The 17151-nt window shown below is 59.9% G+C and carries 14 protein-coding genes and 2 pseudogenes; 4 read left to right on the forward strand and 12 right to left on the reverse strand.

Annotated features, from left to right (window positions below; all coding sequences use genetic code 11):
• Nucleotides 1-58: 58 nt before the first annotated feature.
• The 9 genes and pseudogenes from EDF75_RS14205 to EDF75_RS14250 all read right to left on the reverse strand — a co-directional run bounded on the left by EDF75_RS14205 (nucleotide 59) and on the right by EDF75_RS14250 (nucleotide 8747).
• Nucleotides 59-928 (reverse strand): transporter substrate-binding domain-containing protein, encoded by an 870-nt coding sequence (locus EDF75_RS14205; protein WP_133600007.1) that lies wholly within the window; start codon nucleotides 926-928, stop codon nucleotides 59-61.
• 20 nt (nucleotides 929-948) lie between these two features.
• Nucleotides 949-1728 (reverse strand): amino acid ABC transporter ATP-binding protein, encoded by a 780-nt coding sequence (locus tag EDF75_RS14210; RefSeq protein ID WP_041145377.1) that lies wholly within the window; start codon nucleotides 1726-1728, stop codon nucleotides 949-951.
• The gene (locus EDF75_RS14215) at nucleotides 1712-2638 is read right to left on the reverse strand and encodes an amino acid ABC transporter permease (protein WP_076947231.1); all 927 of its coding nucleotides are present in this window, start codon (nucleotides 2636-2638) and stop codon (nucleotides 1712-1714) included. Before EDF75_RS14215 ends, EDF75_RS14210 begins: the two co-directional genes overlap by 17 nt.
• Nucleotides 2639-2647: 9 nt before the next feature.
• Nucleotides 2648-3157, reverse strand: a complete 510-nt coding sequence (locus EDF75_RS14220) for a GNAT family N-acetyltransferase (RefSeq protein ID WP_133599882.1) — start codon at nucleotides 3155-3157, stop codon at nucleotides 2648-2650.
• Nucleotides 3158-3168: 11 nt separating this feature from the next.
• Nucleotides 3169-5434, reverse strand: a pseudogene (locus tag EDF75_RS27370) (NtaA/DmoA family FMN-dependent monooxygenase).
• Between the two features lie 31 nt (nucleotides 5435-5465).
• Nucleotides 5466-6587: a M20 peptidase aminoacylase family protein gene (locus tag EDF75_RS14235; protein WP_133599885.1), complete on the reverse strand. Its 1122-nt coding sequence runs from the start codon at nucleotides 6585-6587 to the stop codon at nucleotides 5466-5468.
• Entirely contained in the window at nucleotides 6584-7585 is a 1002-nt protein-coding gene (locus EDF75_RS14240) for an MsnO8 family LLM class oxidoreductase (protein WP_133599886.1), read from the reverse strand. Before EDF75_RS14240 ends, EDF75_RS14235 begins: the two co-directional genes overlap by 4 nt.
• Before the next feature lie 105 nt (nucleotides 7586-7690).
• Nucleotides 7691-8236, reverse strand: coding sequence for a P-loop NTPase family protein (locus tag EDF75_RS14245; RefSeq protein WP_133599887.1), 546 nt, complete (start codon nucleotides 8234-8236; stop codon nucleotides 7691-7693).
• A gap of 112 nt (nucleotides 8237-8348) precedes the next feature.
• The gene (locus tag EDF75_RS14250) at nucleotides 8349-8747 is read right to left on the reverse strand and encodes a (R)-mandelonitrile lyase (protein ID WP_133599888.1); all 399 of its coding nucleotides are present in this window, start codon (nucleotides 8745-8747) and stop codon (nucleotides 8349-8351) included.
• A gap of 109 nt (nucleotides 8748-8856) precedes the next feature.
• On the opposite strand from EDF75_RS14250, the gene EDF75_RS14255 reads away from it, so the two are divergent.
• Together EDF75_RS14255 and ansP are read left to right on the forward strand one after the other, a co-directional pair.
• Nucleotides 8857-9744 (forward strand): LysR family transcriptional regulator, encoded by an 888-nt coding sequence (locus EDF75_RS14255; protein ID WP_133599889.1) that lies wholly within the window; start codon nucleotides 8857-8859, stop codon nucleotides 9742-9744.
• A 189-nt stretch (nucleotides 9745-9933) separates the two neighbouring features.
• The gene (gene ansP, locus EDF75_RS14260; protein ID WP_133599890.1) at nucleotides 9934-11397 is read left to right on the forward strand and encodes an L-asparagine permease; all 1464 of its coding nucleotides are present in this window, start codon (nucleotides 9934-9936) and stop codon (nucleotides 11395-11397) included.
• A 57-nt stretch (nucleotides 11398-11454) separates the two neighbouring features.
• On the opposite strand, the gene EDF75_RS14265 is transcribed toward ansP, so the two are convergent.
• Both EDF75_RS14265 and yncE read right to left on the reverse strand, forming a co-directional pair.
• Nucleotides 11455-11676, reverse strand: a complete 222-nt coding sequence (locus tag EDF75_RS14265; protein ID WP_041145366.1) for a YgdI/YgdR family lipoprotein — start codon at nucleotides 11674-11676, stop codon at nucleotides 11455-11457.
• Nucleotides 11677-11818: 142 nt separating this feature from the next.
• Nucleotides 11819-12880, reverse strand: a complete 1062-nt coding sequence (gene yncE / locus EDF75_RS14270) for a 7-bladed beta-propeller protein YncE (protein ID WP_133599891.1) — start codon at nucleotides 12878-12880, stop codon at nucleotides 11819-11821.
• Nucleotides 12881-13140: 260 nt separating this feature from the next.
• On the opposite strand from yncE, the gene pqqU reads away from it, so the two are divergent.
• Nucleotides 13141-15252 carry a TonB-dependent receptor PqqU gene (gene pqqU, locus EDF75_RS14275; RefSeq protein ID WP_166646181.1) on the forward strand — a complete coding sequence of 704 codons (2112 nt, stop codon included), beginning with the start codon at nucleotides 13141-13143 and terminating at the stop codon, nucleotides 15250-15252.
• 260 nt (nucleotides 15253-15512) lie between these two features.
• Nucleotides 15513-16443: pseudogene (gene rihA / locus EDF75_RS14280) on the forward strand (pyrimidine-specific ribonucleoside hydrolase RihA).
• 138 nt (nucleotides 16444-16581) lie between these two features.
• Here the strand turns inward: rihA and EDF75_RS14285 are convergent.
• Nucleotides 16582-17082, reverse strand: a complete 501-nt coding sequence (locus EDF75_RS14285; protein ID WP_133599892.1) for an Imm70 family immunity protein — start codon at nucleotides 17080-17082, stop codon at nucleotides 16582-16584.
• Nucleotides 17083-17151: the final 69 nt, after the last annotated feature.

Raw genomic sequence — 17151 nt, forward strand, 5'->3', positions numbered from 1 at the left:
ACCTGGCGAGAGTTCGCCCCCGCTGTTTCGCAACACACTCCTGCGAAGCAGCGGCTTTTTAGTAGGTAATCCCCGGCGGATTGACCACCGACTGCGTTACCGCCTCCCCCTGTTCCCCCCAGCGCGCCAGCACCTGCTGGTACTCGCCGCGGGCTATCGCCCCGTCGAGCGCCGCCTGCAGCGCGTACACCAGGCCGCTGCCCTTTTTGGTGGTGGTGGCAACGTAAGCCTTTTTCGGCCCCAGGCCGACGACTTTGGTCGTGCCGGTCAGCGCCGCTTTGTAGGCCGCCACCGACTGCGGGCCAAAGAACACGTCGGCGCGTCCGGACTGGATATAGAGATTACCCGAGGCGTCGTCGGTGAGGTACACCGGCAGCGCCGGCTGGCGCCCCGCCGCTTCGTTCTCGGCGTTCCAGCCGAGCAGAATACGCTCCTGGTTGGTGCCGGAGCCGACAATCACCTTCCGCCCGGCAAGATCCGCCGCGCCGCTGACCCTGGCTATCGGGCTGGTGGATTTGACGGAAAAGGCCAGGGAATCGACGCGGTAGGTGGCGAAATCGAATTTCTGCTTGCGCTGCTCGGTCACCGCGATATTCACCAGCGCCACGTCATAGCGCCCGGAGGTGATGCCCAGCGGCCAGTCCTCCCACGCCGTCGGCACCAGCCGGAGCTTGAGCCCAAGGCTGCCGGCCAGCAGGCGGGCGATATCCGGATCGCTGCCGATGCGCGTGCGGTTATCGCTCGCCAGCAGCGCCAGCGGCGGTGAATTCAGCGCCGAGATAGCCACCGTCAGCGTCCCGGGCTCAACAAAGCGATAGTTCGCCGGGATCCGCGCAATCGCCTGCTTGTCCACCGTCACCGGCAGCGGCCGCTCGTTGGCCCGCAGGTCAATTTCCGCCTGCGCCCCCGCCGGGATAATGCCGATCATTAACGCCAGAAGTCCTTTTCTCATGCCGGAAGCACCTTCGATAAAAATTGCCGCGTACGCTGATGCTGCGGATGGTTAAGGACCTCATCGCTGCTGCCCTGTTCAATGATTTTGCCATCGACCATAAAGACCACCTGGTCTGCAACCTCGCGGGCAAAACCAATCTCATGCGTCACCACCACCAGCGTGGTGCCGGAACGCGCCAGCTTCTTGATAACGTCAAGCACTTCGCCCACCAGCTCCGGGTCCAGCGCCGAGGTTGGTTCGTCAAACAGAATCACCCGCGGCTTGAGGGCCAGCGCCCGCGCGATGGCAATGCGCTGCTGCTGACCGCCGGAGAGATGCCGCGACCAGGCGTCGGCTTTGTTGCGCAGCCCCACCACGTCGAGCAGATCGTAGGCCTGCTCGATAGCCTCCTTGCGGCTGGCCCGCCCGTGGGCAATCGGCGCCTCAATCAGGTTTTCCAGCACCGTCAGGTGCGGGAACAGGTTGAAGTTTTGAAAAACGTAGCCGACGTTCACGCGCTGGCGGAGGATCTCTTTTTCCTTCAGCTCGTACAGCCTGTCGCCCTGACGGCGATAGCCGATATAGTCGCCATCGATTTGGATAAAGCCCTCGTCAACGCGCTCGAGGTGGTTAATGGCCCGCAGCAGGGTGGATTTCCCCGAGCCGGAAGGCCCGAGGATCACCGTTACCGTGCCGGGCTCTATCTCCAGGGAGACATCGTCCAGCGCCTTATGGCGGCCAAAATATTTGCTGACGCCGGTGATCGAGATATGGCCGTTATGAGAGTTGGGCATGGACGGGCTCCTGCGGCTGCGGTGAACGAGAGGCTTCGGCAACGCGAGTGCGGCGCGGGCTGTTTACCGCCGAGCGGCGCTCGCTGCGCGCCAGCGCGCGTTCAACCAGATATTGGATAAGCGACAGTACGCTGGTGATCGCCAGGTACCACACCGCGCCGACCATCAGCAGGGGGATCACTTCCTGGGTGCGGTTGTAAATCATCTGGATGGTGTAAAACAGCTCCGGCATCGCCAGGACGTAGACCATCGCCGTCCCCTTGGCGAGGCTGATAATTTCATTGAAGCCGGAGGGTAAAATGGTGCGCAGCGCCTGCGGCAGAATAATGCGCAGCGTACGCCGCCACGCCGGCAGGCCGAGCGCCGCCGCCGCTTCATACTGACCGTGATCGACGCCGAGGAAGCCGCCGCGAATAATTTCCGCGGTGTAGGCGCTCTGCACCAGCGTCAGCCCGACTACCGCGGTGGAGAACTGCCCCAGCACGTTGATGGTTTGATAGCTGCCCCAGCTGATGCTGGTAAAGGGAATACCGAGCGACAGCGTGTCGTACAGATAGGAGAAGTTGTAGAGAATAATCAGCACCACGATCAGCGGCAGCGAGCGGAACAGCCAGATATATCCCCAGGAAAGGCTGCTCAGCAGCCACGAGGAGGAGAGTCTGGCCAGCGCCAGCAGGCCGCCAAAGATCACGCTCAGCACGGTGCCAAGCAGGGTCAGCAGCAGCGTTTGCCCAAGCCCTTCGAGGATAACCGGGTCAAAGAACCAGCGCGCGAAGACCGCCCACTCCCAGCGGGGGTTAAAGGCCACCGACTGCACGACGACGGCCAGCACCAGCAGCGCCAGCACCGCGCCGACGGCGCGCAGCGGATAGCGCGCCGGGATAACTTTTATCGTTTCAGATGTTTTCATCGTTGCTCCTCAGGCGCTCTGGCCTAGCGCGCTAACCGCCAGCGCTTTGCTAAACCGCAGTCGTCCATCATAGGGCGGCTGGCTGTACTCTTCCGGGTTGCGTTCGAGGTCAAACTGCGGCTCATAGCCCTGGCTGAGATAGAGCTTCACCGCCTCCGGCTGGCGAAAGCCGGTGGTCAGGTAGATATGGCTGTAGCCCGCCAGCACCGCCCGACGCTCCAGCTCCTGCACCACCTTCGCCGCCAGCCCCTGCTGGCGCAGCGCGTGATGGGTCCAGATGCGCTTAATTTCGGCGGTATTGGCGTCCTTCGGCTTGTAGGCACCTGTCGCGATAATCTCCCCCTCGCGCTCGAGTACGATAAACAGCCCCTGCGGCGCCAGATACCATTCGGTTAGCTCAACTTCGGCATCGCGGGAAAAATAGTCCCCGTAGCGCGAAGCGTACTCGGCAAACAGGCCGTCAATAACCGGCTGCAGCTCGGGGGCTTCGGGTGAAACATCGCGGAATACGTCGCTCATACTGACTCCTGTTAATCGCCCAGTCCGGCCGGATTAATCTCTGACTGTGGGATGCTCTCGACGCCTTCCCCCCAGCGGTTAAGCACTTTGGCGTAGTCGCCGCTGTGGATGGCGCCGTTCAGCGCCGTCTGCACCGGGGTGACCAGGCCGCTGCCCTTTTTCACCGTCACGGCGATATGGGCCGCCTTCGGCCAGCCGCCGTCAACGCTGCCCACCAGCCTGGTTTTGCCGGTAAGCGCCGCTTTCCATGCGCCAATCACGTTGGGGCCAAAGAAGGCGTCGGCGCGGCCGGACTGGATCGCCAGAGTCTGAGCGGCGTCATCTTTGGTATAGACCGGGGTAAAAGGCTTCAGCCCCTTCTTGAGGTTTTCCGCGTTCCACGCCAGCAGAATGGCCTCCTGGTTGGTGCCGGAGCCGACGATAATGCGCAGGCCGGCAATATCCTCCGCCCGGTCAATTTTACTCAGCGGGCTGCTGCTTTTGACGTAGAAACCCAGCGAATCCTTGCGGTAGGTGGCGAAATCAAACTTCTCTTTGCGCTCTTTGGTCACCGTAATATTGCTGATCGCGGCATCATATTTGCCGGAGACCACGCCGAGGGGCCAGTCCTCCCACGAGGTCGGGACCACGTTCAGCTGCAGGCCGAGGCTATCGGCCACCAGGCGGGCGATATCCACCTCGCTGCCGAGCAGGGTTTTGTTATCGTCAGAAAAGACGGTGAGCGGCGGCGAGTTCAGCGCCGCCACCGCGACGGTGAATTTTCCCGGTACCGCGAGGTGCAGATCCTTCGGCAGTTGGGCAATCGCCTGCGGATTTTTTGCCGTATGCACCGGCGCTTTGTTGGCTTCAAGACTGACCCCGGTGCCGTTGATATTGACGCTCTGCGCCCACGACGAAGCGCTTGCGGCCAGGGCGAGCGCGAGAATAAGTGACTTTTTCTGCATAGCGGGTGTTCTCTTATTATTGTTGTTGGAATTGATTGACCGGCTCGGCCAGCCCTAAGCTTGCGCGCAGGGTGGTGCCGGGATACGCCTCGCGGAACAGCCCCCGCTGCTGCAGAACCGGCACGACCTGGTCAACAAAGCGCGGGAAGGTGTCCGGCGTGCCGCCCTGGATAATAAAACCGTCGGCGGCGCGCTGTTCAAACCACTGCTGCAGACCGTCGGCGACCTGCTGCGGCGTTCCGGAAAAGCGCGGACGCGGGCTGGCGGCTTCCAGCGCCACCTGGCGCAGAGTCAGGCCGCGCTCGCGGGCGCTGCGCTTAATCTCATCCGTGGTGCTGCGGAAGCTGTTTTGCCCGAGATCGCCAATATCCGGGAACGGCGCATCAAGCGGATACTGCGCAAAGTCGTGATGCTCGAAATAGCGTCCGAGGTAGTTAAGGGCATCCTCAATCGATACCAGCGCGGCGGTGGTCTGATACTGCTGCTCCACGTCTTCGGCGCTGTCGCCCACGATGACGCTGACGCCCTGGAAAATATGCAATTCGTCTTCCTGACGACCGTACGCCGCGAGCTGGCCTTTAACATCGCGATAAAACGCCTGCGCCTCCTCAAGAGATTCCTGATGGGTAAAAATGGCGTCGGCATGGCTCGCCGCCAGCTTTTTACCATCATCAGAAGCGCCTGCCTGAAATATAATAGGGCGCCCCTGCGGCGTGCGGGCAATATTCAGCGGACCGGCAACCTTAAAAAAGTCGCCATGATGATCGAGGGCATGCAGCTTATTTTTATCAAAGAACTGGCCGCTGGCCTTATTACGCACGAAGGCGTCCTCTTCCCATGAATCCCACAGCCCTTTAACCACCTTTAGATATTCATCCGCGATGCGATAGCGCAGCGCATGGTCGGGGTGTTGAGCGCGGGAGAAGTTTTTTGCCGAGCCCTCCAGCGGCGAGGTGACAACGTTCCAGCCCGCCCGGCCCTGGCTGAGATGGTCGAGGCTGGCGAACTGGCGCGCGGTGGTAAAGGGCTCGCTGTAGGAGGTGGATAGCGTGCCCACCAGGCCGAGGTTGCGGGTCACCGCCGCCAGCGTGGAGAGCACCGTCAGCGGCTCAAAGCGGTTTAAAAAGTGCGGAATGGATTTCTCATTAATATACAGGCCATCGGCGACAAATATAAAGTCGAGCTTACCCTCTTCCGCTTTTAACGCCGTTTGCTTAACAAACTCAAAATTAATGCTGGCATCCGCCTGCGCTAACGGGTGACGCCAGGCGGACATATTTCCCGAGGCGCCGTGTAATATGGTGCCAAGACGCAGCTGTCGTTTTTCAGACATAGTTCACCCTTCCCTTGCCGGTAATTAAAATCTAAATTTGCTGTAAAGCCCGTTCCGCCAGGGTCGCAAAATAGCGCGCCGCCGGGGCGATTAAATTCTCATCCGGATTAAATCCGGGATGGTGAAGACCGAATTCGCTGGCGCTGCCGATGCTGACAAAGGCGCCGGGGATATGCTGCAGGTAGACGGCAAAATCTTCCCCGCCCATATGCAGGTCCGCGTGATGGGTACGGTAGCCGACGTCGTCGGCAACCTCACTGGCAAACGCCGCCCAGCGCTCGTCGTTAACCAGCGCCGTCGGCCCGGAGTACCAAAAAACGTCGATCTGCGCGCCGAAGGCGCTGGCAAAACCGGCGGCGATTTCGCTTACCCGCGCCTTCACCCGCTGCTGCACTTCGCTGCTGTGGGTGCGCAGCGTCCCTTCCAGCTCCACGCTCTCCGGCAGAACGTTCCAGGTGTTGCCGCCCTGGATCCGCGTCACGCTCAGCACCACCGAATCGAGGGTATTAACCTCCCGGCTGGCAACGCTCTGCAGCAGGGTGACCAGCTGGCTGGCAAGCAGGATGGCATCTTTGCCTTCGTGGGGCCGCGCGGCGTGCGCGCCTTTGCCGGTGACCTTAAAGACGAAGCGATCGACGTTGGCATAAAAGGCGCCGCCGCGGGTGGCGAACTCTCCTACCGGCAGCCCCGGTTCATTATGCATCCCGAAAATGGCCGCCACCCCTTCCAGAGCGCCGGCGCGGATCAGCGTTTTGGCACCGCCAAAGCTCTCTTCCGCCGGCTGGAACAGGATCCGCACCCGGCCCGGCAGCTGCGCTTCGCGCTCTTTGAGCAGCAGCGCGGCCCCCAGCATCACGCTGGTATGGATGTCGTGGCCGCAGGCGTGCATCACGCCTTCGTTTTGCGACCGATACGCGAGGCCGGTCGCTTCTTCAATCGGCAGCGCGTCAATATCCGCCCGCAGGGCTATGAGCTTTTCGCCGCTGCCTACCTCAACCACCAGGCCGGTTTTCAGCTCGTAGGGCAGCAGGCGCAGGCCGCCGCTTTGCAGCCAGTCGCGGATGCGCGCGGTGGTGGCCACCTCCTGCAGGGAGAGCTCAGGGTACTGGTGCAGCTCGCGCCGCCAGCGGATCAGCTGTTCAGCAAAGCTCATGGAAGCACCTCCGCGCCCTGATGGGCCTGAGCCAGCAGGCGCAATGAATTCAGCCGGGCCTCACCTTCGGTGACCGGCGTATCGATGATGAATTCGTCGATTCCCCACTCCGCGTGCAGCTCGTCCAGCTGCGCTTTGACCTCATCGGCGGTACCGGCCAGCAGCGACGATTCGCGGCGGGCGATGCGCGTCGGGGCGCTGCCCGCCTGGCGGGCAAAGGCGATGCCCTGGGCCTCGCTGCCGACGGTCACCCGCTGGCCGTTTTCCAGCTCGACGCCCCAGATCTCAACCTGTTTCGCCAGTTCGCTCGCCGCTGCGCTATCCTCGGCGGCGATCGCCTGCACGGCGATAATGGCATCCCGGCGGCTCAGCATGCGCCAGCGGGTCAGCACCTCGCGAAGCAGCGCTTTATCGCCGTTAAGGTGGGCGGCAAAGACAAAGTTCCAGTCAAGCTGGGCGGCGAGACGAGCGCTCTCAAGGCTGGCGCCGAGCAGGAAGCCGTCCGCCCGCCGCGGCGGAATAGGCGTCGCCCGCACGCTCTCTTCACCTTCAGCCTCGGTCAGCGATAGCCAGTTATCAAGCTGGGCCAGCTGGTCGGCAAAGGTGCCTTTATCTTCCTGATTCAGCCCCTGCTGCAACGCGCGGGTGGAGAGCGGCAGGCCGCCGGGGGCTTTACCGACGCCAAGATCCACCCGGCCCGGCGCAATAGAGGCCAGCAGGTTGAAGTTTTCCGCGACTTTATAGGGACTGTAGTGCTGGAGCATCACCCCGCCGGACCCAACGCGAATCTGCCGGGTCTGGCCGAGGATCCAGGCGATCGCCAGCTCCGGCGACGGGCTGGCTAATTGATCGGTATTATGGTGTTCGGCTATCCAGAAGCGATGATATCCCCAGGCCTCCGCCTGTTGCGCAAGGGTTAAAGTTCGGGTCAGCGCCTGAGCGGCCGTTTCCCCAGCCGCAAGCGGACTTTTATCCAGAATACTGATTCGATAAGACATTTCGCAGACTCGTATTAACTAACATGTCTGCATTATTAGAATCTGGGGCGGCGGCTGAGAAACAATTTATTTACATGTACTCTGCCGGAAAATAGATATACAGGCTTAATGCTGAGCAGGCTGCGTGGTCAGCCGGCGGATAAAATCCTCCGTCTGCCGCGGGTTGCGCAGGCGCACAAAGCGAATGTGCCGATACGCCGGGTCGCTCATATCAGACTGATAACGCTGGCGATTTTGTTTCCAGGTTTTGATGGTCCACCAGATAATGGATTCGCGGCTAAAAAAGGAGCGACGGAAGCTCTCACGGTTGCCGGTCCCCGGCCACAGCTCCTGATGGCGGCTGGCGCGGAAGACCGCCCGGCAGACGGCTTGCCTCAGCGTCCGGCAGAAACCGTAGTCCAGCCAGACCACCAGATCGACCTCGCGCCACTTGACCGGGCGACTGCGGTTGTAATTGCCGTCCAGCACCCAGCCGGGGGCGTCGGTGGCAGCGGCAATCTTTACGAAGAACTCCGCGTCCGGCGTGCCCTGCCACTGCGGAAGCCAGTAGAGTCGATCCATTTCGATACAGGGAAGCGCCAGCTGCCGGGCAATCCGCCGGGCGAGGGTCGATTTGCCGACGCCGCTGGTCCCTACTACGTTGATTTTCATCGTCTACGCTCAGCCATGTCTTGTTGTGGGGCTGAGAATAATAGCCGACAAACGGCCGCGTCGGGGATGAAAATTGCGGCTCAGCGCCTGCGCTAACCGGCGGCAGTAGCGTTTAGCAGCCCTTGTACTGCTCGTCGCTGACGTGCTCCTGCCAGGTCACCGCGCTGCCGTTCTCCGCTTCGGCGATGGCAATATGCACCATCGCGGTCGCGCTGCTGGCGCCGTGCCAGTGCTTCACGCCCGGTGGGATCCACGCGATATCGCCCGGATTCAGCGCCTGCGGCTCTTTGCCCCACTCCTGCAGCCAGCCGCGTCCCTGGACCACAATCAGCGTCTGGCCCAGCGGATGCGTATGCCAGGCAGTGCGCGCGCCGGGTTCGAAGGTGACCGTCGCGCCGCCCACTTTCGCCGGCTCGGTGGCCTGAAAAGGCGCATCGATACGCACGTCGCCGGTAAACCAGTCTGCGGGACCTTTTCGTGATGGCTGTGAGCCGCTGTGGCTAATATTCATGATGCTCTCCTCTTATGTGTTGCACTAAAGATAGCGCAAGCGCGGGGCCGCGATTAGACTGCGAAATCAGAAAGGAACTATGAGCTAAATTCATTAATCCGGAAAAACGATGCTTAAAGACAATATTAACGACCTGCTGTCGTTTATGGTGGTGGCCCGCGAGCGCAGCTTTACCCGTGCCGCCGCCCAGCTCGGCGTTTCTCAGTCGGCGTTGAGCCACGCCATGCGTAATCTGGAGGCCCGGCTCGACGTTCGCCTGCTGACCCGCACCACCCGCAGCGTCGCGCCAACCGAAGCTGGCGACAGGCTGCTTCAGCGCCTCGGCCCGCATCTGCAGGAAATTGAGCAGGAGCTCAGCGCCCTGCGCGACACCCGCGAGCATCCGGCCGGCAATATCCGCCTGACCGCGGGCGAGCACGCGGTCAGCGCCGTGCTCTGGCCGACGTTGAAACCCTTTATGCTGCAGTATCCCGACATTAATATCGAAATTACCGTTGATAACGGCCTGACCGATATCGTCGATGGACGCTTTGACGCCGGGATCCGTCTCGGCGAACAGGTTGCCAAGGATATGATTGCGGTGCGGATCGCCCCCGATATGCGCATGGCCGTCGTCGGCTCTGCGGACTACCTCGCGCGCTTCGGCACGCCGCAAACGCCCTATGAGCTCGAACGGCACCGCTGCATTAATATGCGTTTACCGACCCTCGGCGGCATTTATGCCTGGGAGTTTGAGCAGGAGGGGCGCGAAGTGCGGGTACGCGTTGACGGACAAATCACGCTAAACAGCCTTCCTCAGCGTATAGATGCCGCCGAATCCGGCCTCGGGCTGGCCTATGTCCCGGAGGATTCCGTCGCCGAGGCTCTCACCGACGGACGGCTGATAAGGCTTCTTGAGGCGTGGACCCCCTCCTTCACCGGCTACCATCTTTATTACCCCAGCCGCCGCCAGCACACCGCCGCCTTTTCTCTGCTCGTGGACGCGCTGCGGCGTTGAACCCATTGATATATAAGCAAGTGCGGTACAAACATGTTTTACGTGCGTCACTATCACGTTGCGTGTAGGATGCTGCGCCATGCTCTGCTTATCTCCTACGTCAGAATGATGAGAAAGCCAGCATAACGTGCTGCCACTCGGCGGTGCGAGGAACCACTCATGGACATTGACAGGAAAATGGGTACATCAATGAATACAAAACACAACGCCGCGGCCGAGCATCAGGCCGCAAAACGTCACTGGCTCAACTCGCAGGAGTCGGGTTACCACAAGGCAATGGGCAACCGTCAGGTGCAGATGATCGCCATCGGCGGCGCGATTGGTACCGGTCTGTTCCTCGGCGCCGGCGCGCGCCTGCAGATGGCGGGGCCCGCGCTGGCCCTGGTGTATCTGGTCTGCGGCCTGTTCTCCTTCTTTATCCTCCGCGCGCTGGGCGAACTGGTGCTGCACCGGCCCTCCAGCGGCAGCTTCGTCTCCTACGCCCGCGAATTTCTCGGTGAAAAAGCGGCCTACGTTGCCGGCTGGATGTACTTTATCAACTGGGCGATGACCGGCATTGTCGACATCACCGCCGTAGCGCTGTATATGCACTACTGGGGAGCCTTCGGCGACGTTCCGCAGTGGGTGTTCGCCCTCGGCGCGCTGGCGATCGTCGGCACCATGAATATGATCGGCGTGAAGTGGTTTGCCGAAATGGAGTTCTGGTTTGCGCTGATCAAAGTGCTGGCGATTGTGGCATTCCTCGTGGTCGGGACCATTTTTCTCGGCAGCGGAAAACCGCTGGACGGCAACGCCACCGGCTTCCACCTGATTACCGATAACGGCGGCCTGTTTCCGCACGGCCTGATGCCAGCGCTGGTGCTGGTGCAGGGGGTGGTGTTCGCCTTCGCCTCCATCGAACTGGTCGGCACCGCCGCCGGGGAGTGCAAAGAGCCGCAGACCATGGTGCCGCGCGCGATCAACAGCGTGATCTGGCGTATCGGCCTGTTCTACGTCGGCTCCGTGGTGCTGCTGGTGCTGCTGCTGCCGTGGAACGCCTATCAGGCGGGGCAAAGCCCGTTCGTCACCTTCTTCTCGAAGCTCGGCGTGCCGTACATTGGCAGCGTGATGAATATCGTGGTCTTAACCGCGGCGCTCTCCAGCCTCAACTCGGGCCTGTACTGCACCGGGCGCATTCTGCGTTCGATGTCGATGGGCGGTTCCGCACCGCAGTTTATGTCGAAGATGAGCCGCCATCAGGTGCCTTACGCCGGGATTCTGGCGACGCTGGCGGTCTACGTCATCGGCGTATTCCTCAACTATCTGGTGCCGTCGCAGGTCTTTGAGATCGTCCTCAACGTGGCTTCGCTGGGGATTATTGCGTCGTGGGGCTTTATCGTGGTTTGCCAGATGCGGCTGCGTAAAGCGATTAAGGAAGGAAGAGCGGCGGACGTAAGCTTCAAAATGCCGGGCGCGCCGTTTACCTCCTGGCTGACCCTGCTGTTCCTGCTCAGCGTGCTGGTGCTGATGGCCTTCGATTATCCGAACGGCACCTACACCATTGGTTCAATTCCGCTGATTGCGGTGCTGCTGGTCGCCGGCTGGTTTGGCGTTCGTCGCCGGGTGGCTGCGATTCATCGCACCGCGCCGGGTGCTCAGACGGCGCAAAAATAGCGCTACTGCGGTTTGGCCGAAGCCGGTCAAACCGCATTTTTCAACGACGATCCAGACTTAGTTATCTTTAACCAGCTGCGAAACGTCGCTGCTGTTAATTTGACGCTGGTTGCCCGATTCGTCGGTGTAGCTGGTCATGCCGGTATCTTTATCCAGCTGTGGCTTGCCGTGGGTCACGATGGTCTGCCCACTTTTCGTTGTCATCACATAGTTTGAAGTACAGCCCGCCAGTAAAGCCAGCATCGCGCCGGCGCACAGAACCATAAATGGCTTATTCATATCGTCTCCAGAATGATTACCCATCTCCCGCAGCAGGCGGGAAAGCGTTGATTGTAAAGCCATTAGGTTAATACGGCTAACAGGTGTTTGTAACAGAGGGTGATTCAGGCGGGCAGGAGGGGTCTCCCCCTCCTGTAAATCTTTACAGCGCGATGCGGATAACATCATCCGGCTGAGTGGCTTCTTTCTGACGGGTTGATTCCTGCTTCACGCTGACGTACAGCGTTTTACCGTCGGCGGAGAGCGCCAGGCTGTTAGGATAGGTTGGCGTTTTAATGGTTTTGACGACCTTGTAGGTTTTACCGTCGATCACGCTGACTTCGCCGGCCTTACGGTGGGTCACGTAGGCTTCATTGCGGGTCGGGTTGAACAGCACTGCCAGCGATTCCGGGGCGGCGATTTTCTGCAGCACTTTGCCGTCGCGCAGATCGACCACCAGCACTTCCGGCTGTTTGCTGTCGGTGATGAAGGCGCGATGGCCTGCGGTATCGAGGCTCAGGTTCAGATAGAAGTGCTCCTTACCGTCATCCTGCAGCTTTTTACGGCTCAGAATTTTGTTGCTGTCGCTGTCGATAGTCAGCAGCTCACCGTCGGCGTTGGTGGTGTAAATGCGCTTCGCGTCAGCATCAACCGCCAGCCCGGTCGCCATCGCGCCGGTATTGGCAATGGTATCTTTCAGGGTCAGCTTGTCGCCATCAACCACCCAGATAACGCTCTCTTTACCCAGTCCGGTAATATAAACGGTGTTGGTCTTCTCATTCACCGCCAGCTCGCGCGGCGCCAGCGGACGCACGGTTTCGCTGCGCTTGCGGTCGTCAAGCACCAGACGGCCTTTCACGGCGCCGGTTTTGGCGTCAATCGCGGTGACGGTGCTGTCGGTGGTGTTGCCAAACCACAGCGTATGGGTAGCGTTGTTGATCGTCGCGCCGAACGGCTTCAGGTCGTTATGGATAACCTGAGTCACCTCCAGCGTCGTCGGGTCGAGGCGATAGACGATCCCGCCTTTATCCAGCGAACGACTTTGCGAAGTCGCGACCCATAGCGCATTTTCCTGCTGGCTATAAGCCATCTCGTATGCGCCCTTTCCAACCGCCTTGCGCAGCATTTCTTCTGCCGCGTGAGCGCTGAAGCTCCCCGCCAGCAGCAGTGAAGTTAACAACAGTGAACGGCGCAGACGCGGCGTGGACAGATGACGTAATGACATGACGACTCCCTTTGATAAAACAAATATGTGCCTGCTCGACAGTGCTTCCGTGGCGTAAAGTCATGGCTTTACGCTATTTTATAAATGCGAATAGTAATCATTATTTAACGCAAAGTGGAGCGTTAATTGCGCTCGCGGGCGAAAAAAATAGCCAATAGTTGCCATTATTTAACTAAACTTCCGTTAATAATTTTCAAAAAATTACAAAAGAGTTAACATATGGAGATATGTTCCGTTTGGTTCGTTTTGCGAGTGTTTCCATGAAAATCCTTTCCGTGCGCACGGTTGCGCTTCCCGCCCTCCTTTTGCCGCTGGTCGCTATGGCTCAGTCCAGCCCTGAAGGCGAGCAGACAATGGTCGTTACCGCTGCCCCAACGACGGTCTCCGAACTCGATACTCCCGCCGCCGTCAGCGTGGTCAACGGCGACGAAATGCGCCAGGCCGCGCCGCGGGTCAACCTTTCCGAGTCGCTGGGTGCGGTGCCCGGCCTGCAGGTGCAAAACCGGCAGAACTACGCTCAGGACCTGCAGCTCTCGATTCGCGGCTTCGGCTCTCGCTCCACCTACGGCGTGCGCGGGCTGCGGATCTACGTTGACGGCATTCCGGCCACCATGCCCGACGGCCAGGGGCAAACCTCCAATATCGATATCGGCAGCGTAGACTCGCTGGAGGTTCTGCGCGGGCCCTTCTCCGCGCTGTACGGCAACTCCTCCGGCGGGGTGATTAACGTCACCAGCCAGAGCGGCAGCCAGCCGCCGACCATCGAAGCCAGCAGCTATTACGGCAGCTTCGGTACCTGGCACTACGGCATGAAGGCCACCGGCGCCGTCGGCGACGGTACCCACGCCGGGGACGTCGATTACACCGTCTCGACCAACCGCTTCACCACCCACGGCTATCGCGACCACAGCGGGGCGCGGAAAAACCTCGCCAACGCGAAGCTCGGCGTGCGCATCAACGACGTCAGCAAGCTGACGCTGCTGTTCAACAGCGTGGATATCAAAGCCAACGATGCCGGCGGCCTGAGCTACGACGAGTGGCAAAACAACCCGCGCCAGTCGCCGCGCGGCGATCAGTACAACACCCGCAAATCGACCAAGCAGACCCAGGCCGGTTTACGCTACGAGCGCCAGCTGAGCGAGCGCGACGACCTGAGCGTGATGATGTACGCCGGCGAGCGTGAAACCACGCAGTATCAGTCGATTCCGCGCGCGCCGCAGCTTAACCCGAGCCACGCGGGCGGCGTGATTGACCTCACCCGCCACTATCAGGGTATCGATACCCGCTGGACCCACCGCGGCGAGCTGCTGGTGCCGGTGACCTTCACCACCGGGCTTGATTACGAAACCATGAGCGAGCGCCGCAAAGGGTTTGAAAACTTCGTGATGGCCAACGGCGCGCCGCAGTACGGCGAAGAGGGCAACCTGCGCCGCAACGAACGCAACCTGATGTGGAATATCGACCCTTATCTGCAGACCCAGTGGCAGCTGACGGAGAAACTGACTCTCGATGCCGGGGTGCGCTACAGCTCGGTGTGGTTCGATTCAAACGATTACTACATTACCCCGGGCAACGGGGACGATAGCGGCGACGCCAGCTACCACAAATGGCTGCCGGCGGGTTCACTGAAGTATGCGCTGACCGATGCGTGGAACGTCTACGCTTCCGCGGGCCGTGGTTTTGAAACGCCGACCATCAACGAGCTCTCCTATCGCTCCGGCAACCAGGGCGGCCTGAACTTTGGCCTGCAGCCCTCAACCAACGAGACGTTTGAAATCGGCAGCAAAACGCGGATCGGCAACGGCCTGTTCACCGCCGCCCTGTTCCAGACCAATACCGATAACGAGATTGTGGTTGACGCCAGCAGCGGCGGACGCACCAGCTATAAAAACGCCGGCAAAACCCGCCGTCAGGGGATGGAGCTGGGGCTGGATCAGCAGTTCGCTGAGAACTGGCGCCTGAAGGCCGCCTGGACCTGGCTGGACGCCACCTACCGGACCAACGTCTGCGACGACGCCAGCTGCAACGGCAACCGCATCCCGGGGATCGCCCGCAACATGGGCTACGCCTCGTTTGGCTATCAGCCGGATCGCGGCTGGTACGCGGGCAGCGATATTCGCTACATGAGCAATATCATGGCTAACGATGAGAACACCGCTAAGGCGCCGTCGTGGACGGTGGTCGGACTCACCAGCGGCTATAAGTGGAGCTATGGCAACATGGATATGGACGTTTTCGGCCGTATCGACAACCTGTTTGATCGCAGCTACGTCGGGTCGGTGATCGTCAACGAGTCCAACGGCCGCTACTACGAGCCGGCGCCGGGACGTAACTACGGCGTTGGCCTCAACCTCGCCTGGCGATTTGAGTAACACGCCGCAGCCGCCGCCCGGGATAACGCCGGGCGGCGGCGTTAATGTCCCCATTACGGCCACGGCCTCATCGTCCTGCGTCGCCCCGGCAAGCGCGGACCGGGCGGGAAGCCAGCGCCCGCCAGCCCGCAGTCGGGAAAATATTCTTCCCTCCTGCCTTCATAATGCGGCATGCATCACGCTTTGTTTTATCCTCTCTCGTCTGTTGTGCTCCCTGGCGTTACCCTTATCACAAATATCGCCCATAAAAAGGAGCCGCTATGGCACTGCCAATCATCCTTGATTGCGACCCGGGTCATGATGACGCTATCGCTATCGTTCTCGCCCTCGCCTGAACTTGACGTCAAAGCCATCACCTCCTCCGCCGGCAACCAGACGCCGGAGAAAACCCTGCGTAACGTGCTGCGCATGCTGACGCTGCTGCAACGCCAGGATATTCCGGTGGCCGGCGGCGCGCGTAAGCCGCTGATGCGGGAGCTGATCATCGCTGACAACGTTCACGGCGAAAGCGGGCTCGACGGCCCGGCGCTGCCGGAGCCTGATTTTGCCCCGCAGAACTGTACCGCCGTCGAGCTGATGGCGAAAACGCTGCGCGAAAGCCCGCAGCCGGTGACGATTGTCGCCACCGGCCCGCAAACCAACGTCGCCCTGCTGCTGAATAGCCACCCGGAACTGCACGACAAGATCGCGCGCATCGTGATGATGGGCGGCGCAATGGTGCTCGGCAACTGGCAGCCCGCCGCCGAGTTTAATATCTACGTCGACCCGGAAGCGGCGGAGATCGTCTTCCAGTCGGGTATTCCGGTGGTGATGGCCGGGCTGGACGTCACGCATCGGGCGCAGATTCATGATATGGATATCGAACGCTTCCGCCGGGTCAGCAACCCGGTCGCCACCGTTGTTGCCGAGCTGCTCGACTTCTTTATGGAGTATCACAAGGATGCTAAATGGGGATTCACCGGCGCCCCGCTACATGACCCCTGCACCATCGCCTGGCTGCTGAAGCCGGAGCTGTTCACCTGCGCTGAGCGCTGGGTAGGCGTGGAAACCCAGGGGAAATACACCCAGGGCATGACGGTGGTCGATTATTACTTCCTGACCGGCAAGCAGCCGAATACCACGGTGTTGCTGGATGTTGACCGGGAGGGTTTTGTCGACCTGCTAGCCGAGCGGCTGGCGTTTTATGGCTGAATTTAAAACTCGGAGGAATGGACTGACAATACAACTCGTAAGCCGCTGAAAATATTAAATTAAAGGTTAAGTCCGGTCTCTGGATTCCAAAACAACCTTTCCCCGCAACAAACTGCGGGAAAAGGTTACACCGGGTAATCACCTCTTCCAGAAAGGAAGATCGTCATCCGTCAAACAGTCAAACTCCTCAACGGGTCTCTTACTGTCTTCAATTGCATAGGGTATCTCAGCTTGCCCCAATAGCATGGGAACAAATTCGCCAAAATCATCATAAAGAAAAAGAGTCATTTCATAGGCAGTATTGAATCCTTTGAAAAACCCACCAAAAAAAGATGCCAAATCAGTAGATTGGGTTTCCCAGGCCGTTTTATCCTTATCAACGCCAAACATGGAATAAAACGCATTATCCAGGGGAAGTCTGGAAAGTCTTGATTGTATCTCATCCATTTCTAGCTTTGCTGTTTTTATCTCATCAAAATTCAGAGCTTTTTTATATAGCTTTAACATAACCACAGGATAGTTAGCCCCCCAAAGCCCCTGCTCAAGACTTTCAGAGACTGTTGAAAAAAAAAGCTCAACATCATCTGGGGAACCCAGCCCATATATCGTTGCTGCACCTAAAAGACCAATTCTATTCATTTCTCTATAAACCTTATACTTGAGGCTTTAATTATTCCGTTTGATTTACTGTTGATGTCTTTGAGAATT

The organism is Klebsiella sp. BIGb0149, from assembly GCF_004362605.1.
Lineage (GTDB): Bacteria > Pseudomonadota > Gammaproteobacteria > Enterobacterales > Enterobacteriaceae > Klebsiella > Klebsiella terrigena.